The organism is Ruegeria sp. HKCCA4633 (assembly GCF_013034605.1).
Classification (GTDB): domain Bacteria; phylum Pseudomonadota; class Alphaproteobacteria; order Rhodobacterales; family Rhodobacteraceae; genus Ruegeria.
On the sequence record NZ_WQGJ01000001.1, the window covers coordinates 949,832 to 964,180 of the forward strand.

General features: G+C 56.9%; 17 protein-coding genes. 7 read left to right on the forward strand and 10 right to left on the reverse strand.

The window, feature by feature from the left end; translation table 11 throughout:
* Positions 1-13: 13 nt before the first annotated feature.
* On the reverse strand, positions 14-829 hold the full coding sequence (locus GOV85_RS04715) for a TIGR00282 family metallophosphoesterase (RefSeq protein ID WP_171175489.1): 816 nt from the start codon (positions 827-829) through the stop codon (positions 14-16).
* Positions 830-962: 133 nt separating this feature from the next.
* Here GOV85_RS04715 and GOV85_RS04720 point away from each other — a divergent pair, with 133 nt between their 5' ends.
* Positions 963-1,190 (forward strand): DUF333 domain-containing protein, encoded by a 228-nt coding sequence (locus GOV85_RS04720; protein WP_171175491.1) that lies wholly within the window; start codon positions 963-965, stop codon positions 1,188-1,190.
* Between the two features lie 3 nt (positions 1,191-1,193).
* Here the strand turns inward: GOV85_RS04720 and GOV85_RS04725 are convergent, their stop codons facing one another.
* Positions 1,194-1,751 (reverse strand): 5-formyltetrahydrofolate cyclo-ligase, encoded by a 558-nt coding sequence (locus GOV85_RS04725; protein WP_171175493.1) that lies wholly within the window; start codon positions 1,749-1,751, stop codon positions 1,194-1,196.
* Positions 1,748-3,142, reverse strand: coding sequence for a magnesium transporter (gene mgtE / locus GOV85_RS04730; RefSeq protein WP_171175495.1), 1,395 nt, complete (start codon positions 3,140-3,142; stop codon positions 1,748-1,750). Before mgtE ends, GOV85_RS04725 begins: the two co-directional genes overlap by 4 nt.
* A 139-nt stretch (positions 3,143-3,281) precedes the next feature.
* Between mgtE and guaD the strand changes: the two genes are divergently transcribed.
* Positions 3,282-4,568: a guanine deaminase gene (guaD, locus tag GOV85_RS04735; RefSeq protein WP_171175497.1), complete on the forward strand. Its 1,287-nt coding sequence runs from the start codon at positions 3,282-3,284 to the stop codon at positions 4,566-4,568.
* Here guaD and GOV85_RS04740 read toward each other — a convergent pair.
* From GOV85_RS04740 to GOV85_RS04750, 3 genes are all read right to left on the reverse strand, one after another.
* Positions 4,565-5,899, reverse strand: a complete 1,335-nt coding sequence (locus GOV85_RS04740) for an 8-oxoguanine deaminase (RefSeq protein WP_171175499.1) — start codon at positions 5,897-5,899, stop codon at positions 4,565-4,567. The genes guaD and GOV85_RS04740 overlap by 4 nt on opposite strands.
* A gap of 114 nt (positions 5,900-6,013) precedes the next feature.
* The gene (gene hisN, locus GOV85_RS04745) at positions 6,014-6,805 is read right to left on the reverse strand and encodes a histidinol-phosphatase (protein WP_171175501.1); all 792 of its coding nucleotides are present in this window, start codon (positions 6,803-6,805) and stop codon (positions 6,014-6,016) included.
* A 40-nt stretch (positions 6,806-6,845) separates the two neighbouring features.
* Complete coding sequence (locus GOV85_RS04750) at positions 6,846-7,217, reverse strand: helix-turn-helix domain-containing protein (protein ID WP_171175504.1); 372 nt, start codon at positions 7,215-7,217, stop codon at positions 6,846-6,848.
* Between the two features lie 332 nt (positions 7,218-7,549).
* Here GOV85_RS04750 and GOV85_RS04755 point away from each other — a divergent pair, with 332 nt between their 5' ends.
* Complete coding sequence (locus GOV85_RS04755; protein WP_171175506.1) at positions 7,550-8,506, forward strand: NADPH:quinone oxidoreductase family protein; 957 nt, start codon at positions 7,550-7,552, stop codon at positions 8,504-8,506.
* 6 nt (positions 8,507-8,512) lie between these two features.
* On the opposite strand, the gene GOV85_RS04760 is transcribed toward GOV85_RS04755, so the two are convergent.
* Positions 8,513-9,394 (reverse strand): LysR family transcriptional regulator, encoded by an 882-nt coding sequence (locus tag GOV85_RS04760; protein ID WP_171175507.1) that lies wholly within the window; start codon positions 9,392-9,394, stop codon positions 8,513-8,515.
* 127 nt (positions 9,395-9,521) lie between these two features.
* On the opposite strand from GOV85_RS04760, the gene GOV85_RS04765 reads away from it, so the two are divergent.
* Together GOV85_RS04765 and GOV85_RS04770 are read left to right on the forward strand one after the other, a co-directional pair.
* Complete coding sequence (locus GOV85_RS04765) at positions 9,522-9,731, forward strand: DUF1127 domain-containing protein (RefSeq protein ID WP_171175509.1); 210 nt, start codon at positions 9,522-9,524, stop codon at positions 9,729-9,731.
* Between the two features lie 183 nt (positions 9,732-9,914).
* Complete coding sequence (locus GOV85_RS04770) at positions 9,915-10,694, forward strand: Bax inhibitor-1/YccA family protein (protein WP_171175511.1); 780 nt, start codon at positions 9,915-9,917, stop codon at positions 10,692-10,694.
* Between the two features lie 136 nt (positions 10,695-10,830).
* On the opposite strand, the gene GOV85_RS04775 is transcribed toward GOV85_RS04770, so the two are convergent.
* The 3 genes from GOV85_RS04775 to GOV85_RS04785 form a co-directional block, all read right to left on the reverse strand.
* Positions 10,831-11,337 carry a hypothetical protein gene (locus GOV85_RS04775; protein WP_171175513.1) on the reverse strand — a complete coding sequence of 169 codons (507 nt, stop codon included), beginning with the start codon at positions 11,335-11,337 and terminating at the stop codon, positions 10,831-10,833.
* Between the two features lie 217 nt (positions 11,338-11,554).
* Complete coding sequence (gene rpmG / locus GOV85_RS04780) at positions 11,555-11,722, reverse strand: 50S ribosomal protein L33 (protein ID WP_037309480.1); 168 nt, start codon at positions 11,720-11,722, stop codon at positions 11,555-11,557.
* A gap of 127 nt (positions 11,723-11,849) precedes the next feature.
* The gene (locus tag GOV85_RS04785) at positions 11,850-12,557 is read right to left on the reverse strand and encodes a DUF533 domain-containing protein (protein ID WP_171175515.1); all 708 of its coding nucleotides are present in this window, start codon (positions 12,555-12,557) and stop codon (positions 11,850-11,852) included.
* Positions 12,558-12,823: 266 nt separating this feature from the next.
* On the opposite strand from GOV85_RS04785, the gene GOV85_RS04790 reads away from it, so the two are divergent.
* Both GOV85_RS04790 and GOV85_RS04795 read left to right on the forward strand, forming a co-directional pair.
* The gene (locus tag GOV85_RS04790; RefSeq protein WP_171175517.1) at positions 12,824-13,459 is read left to right on the forward strand and encodes a DUF1326 domain-containing protein; all 636 of its coding nucleotides are present in this window, start codon (positions 12,824-12,826) and stop codon (positions 13,457-13,459) included.
* Between the two features lie 13 nt (positions 13,460-13,472).
* Positions 13,473-14,315 carry a DUF2182 domain-containing protein gene (locus GOV85_RS04795; RefSeq protein ID WP_171175519.1) on the forward strand — a complete coding sequence of 281 codons (843 nt, stop codon included), beginning with the start codon at positions 13,473-13,475 and terminating at the stop codon, positions 14,313-14,315.
* Positions 14,316-14,349: the final 34 nt, after the last annotated feature.

The following is a 14,349-nucleotide window of genomic DNA, read 5'->3' on the forward strand; positions in this document are numbered from 1 at the left end:
AGCCTGACGTTTGTTATTCAGGCCCAGCTTGTTCCAAACGCCCCCCGACGCGCACCATATGCACAGATTTTGCCCGCCCGTCGCGATCATCGGTTTCCACGAAAACGCCGCTTAGCGTTGCTTCACCATTTGCAGGGGTGAACCTCGCCTTGGGCATACCGGTGATGAAGCGGCGCATCGGTTCCTGCTTGTCTATCCCGATGACCGAGTCGTAGTCTCCGCACATGCCTGCATCTGTCAGATAGCCTGTACCACCCGGCAATATCTGAGAATCTGCGGTCGGCACATGAGTGTGCGTTCCTACAACGAGGCTGGCACGTTTATCGCAATAATGGCCCATCGCCATTTTCTCGGACGTCGCCTCGCAATGCATGTCCACGATGATGGCTTGCGCCTGCCCCCCGCGAGGATGCGACTTCAGGATCGGTTCGATGGCCGAGAACGGATCGTCAAAGGGCCGTTTCATGAAAACCTGCCCAAGCACCTGCGCGACCAGAACCTTGCGCCCACCCGGTGCATTGAACAGCCGATGCCCCCGCCCCGGTGCGCCTTTGGCAAAGTTCACCGGGCGCACGATGCGCTGCTCTTTCTCGATATATTGCAACATGTCCTTCTGATCGAAGGCATGATCACCCAGCGTCAGGCAATCCGCACCCGCATCCAGAAGCAGCTTGGCGTGATCGCCGCTCAGGCCCATACCGTTCGACGCGTTTTCGCCGTTGACCACAACAAAATCCAGCCGCCATTCATCGCGCAGGCGCGGCAAGTGCTGCTGAACGGCGGCGCGGCCCGCGCGCCCCATGACGTCACCAAGAAACAAAATCCTCATGATCCGGGTCGTAGGGGCTGTGCAGGGCAATAACAAGGCGGAAGCATGAAATTTGCCGCAGAGTTGAGGGTTGAATTCACATTCACCTGTGGCAATATTTTTGAAGAGCGTTTGAAAATAGAAGGAATTCTTCGTGAAATCTTTAGTTTTACTGACGGCCAGCGTCTTGTTTGCTTCGGCTGCCGTTGCCGAAGGCACCAAAACCTCCATGCCCAACCCCGCAGCAACATTTTGCATCGAAAACGACGGGACTTATCAACTTCGGAAAAACGAAGACGGCAGCGTTTTTGGTGTCTGCATTCTGACAGACGGCACCGAAATTGATGCCTGGGATTACTTGCGCAGCCATTTCGAGCAATAACAGCTAGAAGGTCAGCACCCGGCTTTCCGTGATGACCATATCCAACGGTTGGTCTGTTGGCTCCAACGGCAGGCCCTCTGTTTCCTGCGCATCAAAGGCAAAACCGATGGCCAGCGTCGGGCGCTTGGCGCGCAAACCTTCCAGCGTGCGGTCATAGAACCCGCCGCCATAGCCCAGCCGACCACCATTTGCATCAAACGCGACCAGCGGCACGATCAGAATCTCGGGGTCGAAATAGTCATCCACCTCGGGCACTTTGGCTCCGAACGGGCCATCTTTTAGTACACCTTCGGGCGTCCAGCGAGAGAATTTCAAAGGTTGACCAGCGGCCTGAATGACCGGCACGCCAACCGGCCCGTAAGCCGATGCCTCGGCCATCGCGGGCAGAGGGTCGATCTCGGTCCGGATCGGCATATAGCCTGACATGGGTACGCCCCGGTGCCCCGCCAGAACCTCGGATAGCCGTCCGGCCGCACCGGGCAAACGCGTATCAAATGCAGCCTTGCGGCGGGCAAAGGCCGCTTTGCGGGCTGCGGCCTTGATTTCGGTCAGATCGGTCACAAGAGCACCACGCTGGCAAGGCCAAGAAAGATGAAGAACCCCATGACATCCGTTGTGGTTGTCACAAAGGTTCCGGACGCCAGCGCCGGGTCAACACCCAAACGGTCCAGCACGACAGGTACTACCGTACCCGCGAACCCGGCGATGATCATGTTCACGACCAAGGCAGAGCCGATCACGACACCCAATAGCGGAGAGTCAAACCACAACATCCCCACGGTACCCAACACGATGGCAAAGCATAGCCCGTTGAGCATGCCGACCAACAATTCGCGCCGGATAACACGCATTACGTTTGCATTGGTCAGGTCTCGCGTCGCCAGAGCACGTACGGCCACCGTCAGCGATTGTGTGCCCGCGTTACCACCCATTGACGCGACAATGGGCATCAGGATGGCCAGCGCGACCAGTTGATCAATCGCGGCCTCAAACTGTGAAATCACCAGCGAAGCACAGATCGCCGTACATAGGTTAACCGCCAACCAAGGCAGCCGCCGTCGGCTTGTCGCCGCCACACTGTCGGAAATGGAGCTTTCGTCGCTCACGCCAGCGAGGCGCAGGATGTCTTCTTCGTGTTCCTCATCCAAAACAACCATTGCGTCGTCGATGGTGATAACACCAACCAGACGACCATCAGAATCCACCACCGGTGACGAGATCAGATGGTACTGGTTGAAGGCATACGCCACGTCTTCTTCGTCCTGATCGACGGGGATGATGTGAAATTCTTCTTCCGCCAGATCGGTTAGCGGTACTTCGCGCCGCGTCGCCATCAGCTTACCCAAAGTCACCTGCGCCACTGGCTTCAGGCGCGGATCGACCAGCACCACGTGATAAAACTGCTCGGGCAGATCATCATTGGCGCGCATGAAATCAATCGTTTGCCCGACGGTCCAATGCTCGGGCGCCATGACGACCTCGCGCTGCATGAGACGGCCGGCCGAATTTTCAGGGTAGGACAGCGCCTGTTCGGCGGCGATCCGTTCGGAATCCTCCAGCGCATCCAGGATGGTTTCCTGCTGAGGCTCCTCAAGGTCCTCAAGCAGGTCGACGACATCGTCGCTTTCCATCTCGCGCACGGCTTCAGCCAGAACATCCGGGTTCAGGACCGATATCACCTCTTCGCGGACCGATTCATCCAGTTCGGACAGGATGTCGCCGTCAAATTCCTTGTCATACAGGCGGATCAGGCGGGACCGGTCAAACGGGTTGATCTGCTCAAGAAGGTCCGCGATGTCCGCCGCGTGCAGCGGCTCCATCAGCTCAATCAGCTTGTCGCGGTCGTCGATATCCACCGCATAGAGGATTCCCGCCACAACCTTGGGGTCCAGCGCATAGGCGTCCTCGTCCCGGGGCAGATCGTGTCCGGCTTCGTCACTGCCTGTCGTCATGCGCTGCCCCCTTGTCTCGGCGATTGGCCCCTAAATAGAAGAAGCAGCTACAGGAAAACAATGACAATGCGCCAATTTACCCACTTCTTTCGACCGCCTATGCTGATGTGCGGTTCAAATGAGGTGGAGAACAGGGCAAATGGCGCAAAAGACGCTTTTGAAGGGGCGCGTTCTGAGTTTCACAGGTTCACCTTTTGAAGGAGAGCCGACCGACGCCACACGACTGCACGAAGCGGTTGTGATCGAAGACGGGCGCATCGCCGATGTTGGCACCGCCGATACGTTGACGCAGGCTCACCCCGATGCAGCCACCAAGGACCATGGCAACCATCTGATCATGGCAGGGTTTGTTGACCCGCATGTGCATTACCCCCAGACGGCTATGATCGCCAGTTGGGGGAAGCGGCTGATTGACTGGCTGAACACCTACACCTTCCCGGAAGAGATGAAGTTTGGCGATCCGGACTATGCAACCGAGATCGCCAATCGTTACCTGGACCTGACCACCGCACATGGCACCACTACGATGTGCAGCTTTTGCACAATCCACCCCGAAAGTGTGGATGCGTTCTTTACCGCAGCGCAGCAGCGTGGGCAGCGGGTGGTGGCGGGCAAGACATGCATGGACCGCAATGCGCCCGAAGGTCTGCGAGACACAGCGCAGACTGCTTACGATCAATCAGCAGCCCTGCTGGAAAAGTGGCATCGTATCGACCGGCTGTCCTATGCCATCACCCCGCGCTTTTCGCCGACCTCAACCCCGGAACAGCTGGAAGCGATGGGCGCGCTGTGGGCCGAACATCCACATTGCCTGATGCAAACCCATCTGAGCGAGCAAACGGATGAAATCGAATGGGTTCAATCCCTGTTCCCCGACGCGCGGGATTATCTTGATACCTACGAAAAGTTCGGTCTGTTGGGCCAGAACGGTCTTTATGGACACGTCATCCATCTGGAGGACCGGGAGCGGGATCGGCTGCGCGAAGTTGATGCCTCACTGATCCACTGCCCCACTTCGAACACCTTCATCGGTTCGGGTCTGTTTGACATGAATGGGCTAATCCATGATGGCCACCGCGTCGGTCTGGCCACGGATACAGGCGGCGGGTCCAGTTTCTCGATGCTGCGCACAATGGCGGCAGCCTATGAAATCGGCCAACTGCGTGGCCGCCCGCTGCATCCGGCGCAATTGCTGTGGCTGGGCACCGTCGGGTCCGCGCGGAGCCTGCGCATGGATGACTGCATCGGCAATGTCGCACCGGGGATGGAGGCGGATCTGGTTGTGCTCGACCTCGCCTCGACCCCAGCCATTGCCCAGCGCGAGGCCCATGCAAACGATGTGTGGGAGGCAGTCTTCCCGACCATCATGATGGGTGATGATCGGGCCGTGGCCGAGGTTTGGATCGGCGGGCAACAGGCTGCTTAAGCCTGCAACGCCCGCGCAAGCGCATTCTGACGCTCGATCACACGGGGCAGATCAATCGTAGTGATATGCCCATCCCGCACAATCTGACGGCCTTCAACAAACAGATGTTTCACGGTCATTGGCCCCGCCAACAGCAACGCTGCAGGATCCCAACTGCCTGCGCTTTCGATGCAACGTGTGTCCCACACTGCGATATCCGCACGTTTACCGGGCATAAGCCGGCCGCAATCGGTGCGGCCCAGCACATCAGCCCCGCCACGTGTCGCGATCTCCAACGCTTCTCGCGCCGACATGGCGTCTGCGCCGCTGGCCACTCGCTGCAGCAGCATCGCCTGCCGCGCTTCCAACATCAGGTTGCCATTGTCATTGCTGGCCGAGCCGTCCGCGCCAAGACCAACCTTGACGCCTGCGTCACGCATCGCCCGAACTGGCGCGATGCCAGATCCAAGGCGGCAATTCGAACAGGGGCAGTGGGCCACACCTGTTTTGGTGCGCGAGAACAGATCAATTTCGGCCCCATCCAGTTTGACACAATGGGCGTGCCAGACATCGGGGCCGGTCCAGCCTAAATCTTCGGCATACTGACCGGGGCGGCACCCGAACTGCGCCTGCGAATAAGCAATGTCCTCATCATTTTCAGCCAAATGCGTATGAAGCATCACACCTTTGTCTCGCGCCAGCAAAGCTGCATCGCGCATCAGCTCACGGCTGACAGAGAACGGCGAACACGGGGCAAGGCCAACGCGGCACATCGACCCTTCTAACGGGTCATGAAACGCGTCAACAACCCGGATCATATCGTCCAGAATGGCGGCTTCCTTTTCAACAAGGCTGTCCGGCGGCAGTCCACCATCGCTCTCGCCGATGCTCATCGCGCCACGCGTTGGGTGGAACCGCATCCCCAGCTCGGACGCAGCAGAAATCGTGTCTTCGAGCCGCGCGCCGTTGGGGTAGAGATAAAGGTGATCGGAGCTGAGCGTACAGCCCGAAAGCGCCAGTTCAGCCAAGCCAATCTGGGCAGAGGTGAACATCTCATCCGGTCCGAACCTTGCCCAGATCGGGTAAAGCGTTTGCAGCCACCCAAACAGCAACGCATCCTGACCGCCCGGAACGGCACGGGTCAGGGTTTGGTAAAGGTGGTGATGGGTGTTCACCAGACCGGGTGTCACCAGACAGCCCGAGGCATCGTGAACTTCGCCCTGCGCCTGCAAGCCCTTCCCGATCTGGGCAATCTGCCCCTCGCGGATCAGAATGTCAGCCCCAGACAATTCCCGCCGGGTGTCGTCCATCGTCAGGATAAGGTCAGCGTTCTTGAGTAGGATTTCGGTCATATCGCTCTCCTGCATCTGCCCGTTTCATGCAAGGAGTGCGTTGGCCGGCGGAAAACGGGCTCAAGAACCGGCTATTTACGGTTTAACCGCCATTCGTGTGCGCGGCAACAGTGTTCAGAATCGGCGCAGTATCTCAAGGGCTGCGGCGTGAAGCTCTGCGTTCGCGGCAGCCAAGGCACGACCACCATCATGCGCTGGGCCACCTTGCCAATCTGTCACGATCCCCCCTGCCGCTTGAATTACAGCGATAGGTGCTTGAATGTCGTAAGAGTTCAGGCCAGCCTCAATCACCAGATCCGCCTGTCCTGCGGCCAGAAGCGCATAGGCGTAACAATCCATTCCATACCGCGTTAGTTGCACCTGCTCGGATACGGCCTGAAACCCGGCCTGGTCTTTTGAGGTGCCGACCTCGGGAAATGTGGTGAACAAAGTAGCCTGATCCAGTGTTCTGGTATCGCGCGTTTGCATTTTACTGGTGCCCAAAGGCCCGGTCAAATGAGCGCCGGATGGCGATCCTATGAAACGCTCTCCGATATAGGGTTGATCGATGACCCCCATAAATGGCCCATCGTGATCGCTCAGCGCAATCAGAACACCCCAGGTTGGCGTTCCGCTGATAAAGCCGCGGGTCCCATCGATAGGGTCCAATACCCAAGTGCGGCCACTGGAGCCTTTATGCGCACCAAACTCTTCGCCCAGAATACCGTCTTCTGGGCGCTGCCGGGACAGAACCTCTCGCATCGCTTGCTCGGCGGCGCGGTCAGCCACCGTTACAGGGTCAAACCCGTCGGTAAGCTTGTTTGACGTTTCAAGATTTGTTTGACGAAAAAACGGAAGAATGGCCGAACGTGCTGCTTCGGCCATTTCTTCGGCAATTTCGATGTCGCTTTGGATCGTTGGTTGCATCGCTCACAGGTGCGAGCAATGTCCAACAAAGTCAAGTCACTCAGGCGACGTCGCTGAGAACTCGCGCCAACTCGAACAGACGGCGACGCTGATTTTCCGGAATCGCATAGTATGAACGCACCAGATCCAATGCTTCCTTGTCGCCCATCAGGTCGGCAGGAACGGATTTTTTGTCCGATTCGCTTTTCTGGGTTTCTTCCAAACCTTCAAAGAAAAAGCTGACCGGCACTTCCAATGCCTCGGCAATATCCCACAGGCGAGAAGCGCTGATTCGGTTGGCTCCGGTTTCATATTTTTGAATTTGCTGAAACTTGATACCAACTTGCTGCGCCAACTGCTGTTGGGTCATGCCAATCAGCCAGCGGCGATGCCGAACGCGCTTGCCCACATGGACATCGACGTGATGAGTCATTGGTATTCTCCTATACTACACAAACATCTGCGTTGGAGGTCGCGACGTCCGCTATCGCAAAATTAGAGGGTTCCCCTTAATGCACCCCTAATACGGACTGTGCCGCCCCCCTAAACAGCACTAGGCGTTTATAATGCCGGTTTTTGAATTTTTTTCAAGACGGTTGAGTCATACCCCTTTTTGAAGGGTTGTGGTTGTATTGCGTTGCGCCCTACGTGCCCGGTTGCCTTGGTTGCAAGAAACCTGCTGGTTTCGCGTTGCCTCTGATGTACCAAACCAATTGACTTTCGCCACCTCACGCGTGCCTATGACCCAAAATTGCGAGGGGACAAATGCGGGCCTATAGCGTTCAATCTACCGGAGTACCGGCTGAGCTGTGCGATCTTGAAGTACCAACACCAACGAAGGGTCAAGTGCGGGTTGCGATCAAGGCGTGCGGTCTGAACTTCGCCGACCTGCTGATGCAAAAAGGCACTTATCAGGACACGCCCCCAGCCCCTTTTACCCTGGGCATGGAAATCGCGGGCGTTGTGGATGAAATCGGGCCCGACGTGTCGGGTTTGAAACCGGGCGATCGAATTGCGGTCTACTCCGGACAGGACGGGTTGGCTGAATACGGCGTGTTTGATGCCGAACGCGCGATCCCATTGCCTGATTGCATTAGCTTTGAAGAGGCCGCCGCAATCCAGATCGCCTATGGCACCAGTCACATGGCGCTGGATCATCGAGCGAGATTGCAACCGGGCGAGACACTTTTAGTGACTGGCGCTGCGGGCGGCGTTGGCTTGACTGCAGTCGAGATCGGCAAGCTCATGGGCGCGACAGTTATCGCGCAGGCGCGGGGCGAAGACAAACTTGCCGTGGCCCAGGCCGCAGGGGCCGATCATCTGATCGACGCCTCAGAAGACCTGAGAGAGCGGGTCAAAGCACTGGGCGGCGCGGATGTCGTCTATGATGCCATCGGCGGCGACGTGTTCAAAGCTGCGTTTCGTGCCACCAACCCCGAAGGCCGCTTGCTTCCAATTGGCTTCGCGGGGGGCGAGGTGCCGCAAATCCCTGCAAACCACTTGTTGGTCAAGAACCTGACCGTCATCGGTTTTTACATCGGCGGATACTTAAAATTCCGCCCCGAGGCCGTACGCAACAGCTTCGAAACCCTTTTCCGGTGGCACGCAGAAGGGCGCATAAAGCCGCATATCAGCCATACACTGCAACTTGAGGACGTCGCGCAGGGGATGCAACTGCTCAAAGAGCGGAAGTCGACGGGCAAGATTGTAATCACGCCCTGATCGCGTTTACCCCGCGACCGCACGCAATGGGGTGCTTCCAAGCATCCGAAAATTCTGGCGCACTAGCTGCGCCAGCGCCTCAACAACTGCGCCCCTGCCTGGCTCGCCGCCATAAAGGTTGATCATGTGGGCTGGCAGATCAGGCAGCGCGCCACCGGAATCGATTTGCTCGAGATGCGAAGCTTCGGTTCCGTCTAACATGGCGTTAACTGCAAGGTCAGCACTGACCGTGGCTTCGATCGTCCGGTCATTTTCGGTTTCAACTGACAGCTCCCAAGGAATTCCCGCCGCATCCAATGCCGAAATCACCTGTGGCCGGAACAGGCACCTACGCCCAAGTGCCAGCGGCAGCGGTTGTTTGCGCCACGCAGACCCACCCGGCGCACCAATCCAGCGTAAAGGAAGCTCTGCTATTGTCTCTGCCGCCTCAGCCGCAGATGGTTCAGTTGTCAGGATCAAATCGCATTCACCACGCTTGTACATATCTTTCAGCTGCAGCGAATACGATGACACCAATTGCACGCGCACGCGTGGAAAATCTACGTTGAACCGCTGCAAGACCCTTGGGATCGCAGGATAGACAATGTCATGGGGCACACCGAGAACAACCTCGCCTTCAAAAGCTTGATCCGTCAGACGACCGATCACCTCATCATTCAGGGCAATCATTCGGCGGGCGTAAGCCAGCAGCTGCTCGCCGGATGCAGTCAACGCAATGGTACGGCCGCTTCGATCCAACAACTCCAGACCTAAAAGCTCTTCCAAACGCTTCAATTGCATGGATACGGCAGATTGGGTCAGGTGCAGAAATCCGGCAGCACGTGTCACACCGCCCTGATCTGCAACGGCCACGAAGGATCGCAGGGTCGTAATGTCCAGATTTCGCATCTTCACGATTCCTTATGGATGACATCAAAAATATTCGTTTTGAAAATATGACACATGCATCCATATCTATCAAGGAAATTGATGTTGAAAACAAAAAGCATCGCGAAACCAGGAAAGGACAAAGACCATGACCCAAGTTGCACTTCACACGACTTGCAAGCCAGCCAACCGGTCCCTGATGGTGGGAATCTTTCAGGCAATCGAACTGACCCGGCAACGCCGCGCTCTGGCGCACCTGGACGATGCCGCGCTTGAGGATATCGGAGTGACCCGCGCTGAAGCCTCTGCTGAGGCGCGCCGGTTCTTCTGGGACGCACCTGATTTTTGGAAAAGATAACTTCAAAACTCATATTTTGAAGGCGATGGGTGGTGTTTCATCTCCCGTCGCCAAATTTGTTGCGTGTTTTAGTCGGTTTTCATCCGGAATCTCTTGAAACATAGCCTCTAGTTGCCGATATTTACTGGGAAACCGCCCCGCACTCTCGGGGCGACTAAGATATTCGACAAGGGAGACCCTTTGATGGCACAATTCGACACGATCCGGACGGTATCCGGCGCGCGCGCCGCCGAGATTGACGAGGGCCTGCGCGCCCACATGAACAAAGTCTACGGCACAATGTCCGTAGGCATGCTGATTACAGCACTGGCGGCCTGGGCGATTGCAGGTCTGGCAGTAACCAGCGATCCGTCCAATGCCGTAGCACAGATCGGCGCTGATCGATATCTGACCAGCCTCGGTGGTGCGCTGTTCCTGTCGCCACTAAAGTGGGTTGTAATGTTCGCCCCTCTGGCCTTCATCTTCTTTGGCTGGGGCGCTTTGATGCGTCGTGGCTCGGCCGCAACCGTACAGCTGGGCTTCTTCGCCTTCGCAGCGGTCATGGGCGTATCCATGAGCTCGATCTTCATGGTCTTCACGCCCTACTCGATTGCGCAGACCTTCCTGGTGACTGCAATCGCCTTTGCCGGCCTCAGCCTTTACGGTTACACCACGAAGCGTAACCTCAGCGGTATGGGCACCTTCCTGATGATGGGTGTGATCGGTCTGCTGGTTGCAATGATCATCAACTTGTTCCTGCAGTCTGGCGTCATGATGCTGGCTATTTCCGCCATCGGCATCCTGATTTTTGCTGGTCTGACCGCGTTCTACACGCAGGACATCAAGAACACCTACGTCGCACATGCTGCGCATGGCGACCAGGAGTGGCTGGACAAGGCGGCCTTTGACGGCGCGCTGAGCTTGTACATCTCGTTCCTGAACATGTTCCAGTTCCTGCTCATGTTCATGGGCCAACAGGAATAACAGCTGCGAAAAGACAATGATTACAGGGCCGGTTTTCACCGGCCCTTTTCTTTGCTTCAACAAACAACTTCGGGTCGCAAGAAAACGAAAAACCCCGCCGGACCGGCGGGGTTTTATTAGTCGAGTCGAAACGTGATCAGCTACAGTTCAGCGGAACGGCGAAACCTGAACTCCGCTCGGAAGTTCCTTTGCGGAATACATTGCCAGAGGGAAGGCATCCGGTGAATCGTTCAGTCTCTTCCGCAAAGCCGACCCCTATCGAGTTATCGACTTTTACGCTGTTCGTAGATGTACGCAAAACGCCGAACAAAGTGCCGTTGACATTGACTGTACTGAGGAACAGGTCTGTGTCGCTGCCCTCTAGCTGAACAGCTGTATTTGGCGTCTGCCCACCGTTGTCGATTGCCACTGACGCGACTTTGGATGGGTCGGTCTCATCGACCCGCAGCGTTACAGTTGGAAGTTTCGCCAGCTCTGCAGGCACGTTGGTCGCATCTGGAAGAAAGGCAACGGCGCCCGGTACATCGGAGATCGTGCGTGGCTCCCCATCGATTCCGGTAAATCCGACACCTTCGCGGTTAAACGGATCTTCACAAGCCGCTAGGGTCAGGACGGCGATTGTGGACAACAAGATTTTTTTCATGGCGCTCAACATTTTGTGGCGGTTTGCTGAAGCGTACTTGCAGGTCGCCTAAAAAAGCAAGCCGCAGCCGATGCGATTGCATCACGCGCTGATGCGCCTCTGCAACGGACCCAGATCGATCTGGTCCAATCTACTCAGCAGAAGACGGCGATGCAGAATAGAAAAAGGGCTCTGCCTGACAGAGCCCTTTTAAAAAATGTCCACGTGGAACGGCAGATTACTTGATCTTGCCTTCCTTGTACTCGACATGCTTGCGAACGACCGGATCGTATTTACGAATGGTCATTTTCTCGGTCATGGTACGCGCGTTTTTCTTGGTCACGTAGAAGTGGCCCGTGCCCGCGGTCGAGTTCAGGCGGATCTTGATTGTCGTCGGCTTCGCCATGGTTGTCTCCTGCGTCCGAAAAGGCAGGGGCCTTTCGGTTGAATTCCTATGAGCGTGCGCTTTTACGCGCTGCACCGTCTATGTCAAGGCCAATCGGCCGATGCAGTCACAGGAATCCCACTCGGCGTTAGTCCGGCAGAGTTGGTGCGCCCATAAAGGTGTGAATCTGGTCCCGTTCCGCGTCTGAAAGACCCAGCGCAGTGGACAATTGCCGCAGGTATGACGCTTCACGCGCGTTATCCAGACGAATAGCCGCCAAAGACGTGGCGTAAATCTGCGCTCTCAGCGGCGCGCCAGAATCAGCCGCCAATCCCATGACATCAATCGGTGCGTTCAACTGCTCTTGTACAAACGCCCGTTCCTCGTCGCTGATGTCGTCGCCCAATTCACCCAGAATGATTTCTTTTTCGTGATCATCCAGCTCGCCATCTGCCTTGGCCGCCTGAATCATGGCGCGCAGCATCAGTTTGGCTTGTGCTTCCATCGCTGCGCCTGCAGGTGTGCCGCTGAACACCGTTTCCATCATATCACCGGCCTGCTGGTTGGCGGTTTTGGCAGCCCCTTGCATGGCGTTCAACAAGCCGCCCAAACCGGCGGCTCCGGCGGCACTGCCACCAAGTCCCATCTTGCCCATCATGTCCTGAAGTCCCGCTGCCCCCCCGGGCAAGCCAAACTGCTCGGCCATTTTGCCCAGCTGGTCCATGCCAAATCCTCCACCAGAGCCCTGCATCATGTCTTGCAAGCCCGCCATGCCGCCCATCTTCTGATACTTGTCCATACCCTTGGCCGCAGCAAACCCAATGGCCACAGACGCCAGCGTTTTCATAAAGCTCATAACCAACCTCCCGGATCAAAAAACTGCACCTCAAATCTAACATTTGAATGTAGTGACGAATACAGTGTTCAACCCCAACGCGACTAAGGCCTGCGATAAAGCCTAAAATGCACGACTAAACCGCCATCAAGTTTGTCCATATCACGGATTCGTGATACGGTCTCGCATCCAAGAAGCCGAATTCAGGCTCATAGCCGAGGCAGCATCAACAGGACCGGCCTGTGTTGAGCAGAGTTCTTTAATGCGACTTTTCTTGGGGGGCTATCATGACAGAATGGGTTATCCAGGCCGAGGAACTGGCCAATTGCAATTGCAACTTCGGCTGTCCTTGCCAGTTCAGCGTTCTGCCGTCTCATGGCAATTGCGAAGCGGTTGTGGTCTTTGACATCCATAGCGGCCACTATGGTGACACCGATCTGGGCGGCCTTCGGGCGGCAGGTGTTTATCATTGGCCAGGCCCGATTCATGAAGGCAACGGTCAGATGCAACTGATCATTGATGAAAGCGCCTCAGCCGGTCAGCGGGCCGCGTTGCAGGCGATCATGACCGGAGAAGACACCGACGAAATGGCCACGTTCTGGTACGTCTTCAGCGCGATGGCTCCGACCAAGCATGAAACCTTATTCGTACCGATCGAACTGGACTGGAGCCGGGAAGATCGCACTGGATATGCAAAAGTCACCGGTGTTTTCGACGTCGAGGTCAACCCGATACCCCACATCGTCTCTGGGGCGCCCCATCGGGCATCGATCCAATTGCCAAACGGATTTGAGTACCGCCACGCCGAGGCTGCCTCGGGCACGGCAAAAACCACCGGCAGCGAGATCAGCCTGACTTTAGATGCCACCCATGCCCACCTGGCACATCTGAACATCTCGGGTCACGGCGTATTGGGCGCATAGCTTTGGATGTCTCATGACCAAGCAGAAATCGTCAGGCCAAGCCGGGGCAGTTGAGCGGCTGTTGCGGCAGGACACTGTGATCGTTTTGAGCAGTGTTTTTCTGATCATTCTGTGTGCCGCATGGTACACGGTCGCCGGGGTTGGGATGAACATGTCCGCAATCGAGATGACGCGGATGGCTGGCCCGATAGGTGAGCCCATGACCATGGGCTCTGCCACGCCTTGGAGCACCGGTTATGCCCTGCTGATCTTTCTCATGTGGTGGGTCATGATGATCGCGATGATGACCCCAAGCGCTGCCCCTGCAGTGCTTTTGTTCACCGCGCTCAAACGCGTTGGTCCAGACAAAGAGCGCACCGCGACTTACGGCCTAAGCTTTCTGTCGGGCTATCTCGTGGCGTGGGGGGCTTTCAGTCTTGCCGCTACCGCTTTGCAATGGGGTTTAGAACTCATCGGCCTGTCTGACGGACCGATGATGACAATCCGATCCTGCATTTTTGCGGGGACCGTTCTGCTGGCCTCAGGCATCTACCAGTTTTCAGAATTGAAGACCGCGTGTCTGCGTCATTGCCAAAGCCCTGCCCGATTTTTGGCTGACCACAACCATCCCGGTCTTTTGGGGGCGTTCAGAACAGGCGGCCTGCACGGAACCTATTGCTTGGGATGCTGCTGGGCGCTGATGCTGCTTCTGTTCGTCGGCGGTATCATGAACCTCTACTGGATCGCCGGGATCGCCGCTTATGTGGCGCTTGAAAAATTGCTGCCCACTGCCCGCTGGCTGGTTCCGGTCTCGGGTGTGGCGCTGATTGGCGCAGGTGTTTGGTTGATCACTTCCACGTTTCTTAGCGGCAGCTGACACCAATCGGCCCCTGGGGCCAGCCGATGCAATG

Coding starts and splice junctions, on each gene's coding strand:
- GOV85_RS04755 (WP_171175506.1), top strand. CDS start 7,550: ATGCGGGCCTATAGCGTTCAATCTACCGGAGTACCGGCTGAGCTGTGC.
- GOV85_RS04775 (WP_171175513.1), bottom strand. CDS start 11,337: ATGAAAAAAATCTTGTTGTCCACAATCGCCGTCCTGACCCTAGCGGCT.
- GOV85_RS04750 (WP_171175504.1), bottom strand. CDS start 7,217: ATGACTCATCACGTCGATGTCCATGTGGGCAAGCGCGTTCGGCATCGC.
- GOV85_RS04760 (WP_171175507.1), bottom strand. CDS start 9,394: ATGCGAAATCTGGACATTACGACCCTGCGATCCTTCGTGGCCGTTGCA.
- GOV85_RS04765 (WP_171175509.1), top strand. CDS start 9,522: ATGACCCAAGTTGCACTTCACACGACTTGCAAGCCAGCCAACCGGTCC.
- GOV85_RS04715 (WP_171175489.1), bottom strand. CDS start 829: ATGAGGATTTTGTTTCTTGGTGACGTCATGGGGCGCGCGGGCCGCGCC.
- hisN (WP_171175501.1), bottom strand. CDS start 6,805: ATGCAACCAACGATCCAAAGCGACATCGAAATTGCCGAAGAAATGGCC.
- GOV85_RS04785 (WP_171175515.1), bottom strand. CDS start 12,557: ATGAGCTTTATGAAAACGCTGGCGTCTGTGGCCATTGGGTTTGCTGCG.
- GOV85_RS04770 (WP_171175511.1), top strand. CDS start 9,915: ATGGCACAATTCGACACGATCCGGACGGTATCCGGCGCGCGCGCCGCC.
- GOV85_RS04740 (WP_171175499.1), bottom strand. CDS start 5,899: ATGACCGAAATCCTACTCAAGAACGCTGACCTTATCCTGACGATGGAC.
- mgtE (WP_171175495.1), bottom strand. CDS start 3,142: ATGACGACAGGCAGTGACGAAGCCGGACACGATCTGCCCCGGGACGAG.
- guaD (WP_171175497.1), top strand. CDS start 3,282: ATGGCGCAAAAGACGCTTTTGAAGGGGCGCGTTCTGAGTTTCACAGGT.
- GOV85_RS04790 (WP_171175517.1), top strand. CDS start 12,824: ATGACAGAATGGGTTATCCAGGCCGAGGAACTGGCCAATTGCAATTGC.
- GOV85_RS04795 (WP_171175519.1), top strand. CDS start 13,473: ATGACCAAGCAGAAATCGTCAGGCCAAGCCGGGGCAGTTGAGCGGCTG.
- rpmG (WP_037309480.1), bottom strand. CDS start 11,722: ATGGCGAAGCCGACGACAATCAAGATCCGCCTGAACTCGACCGCGGGC.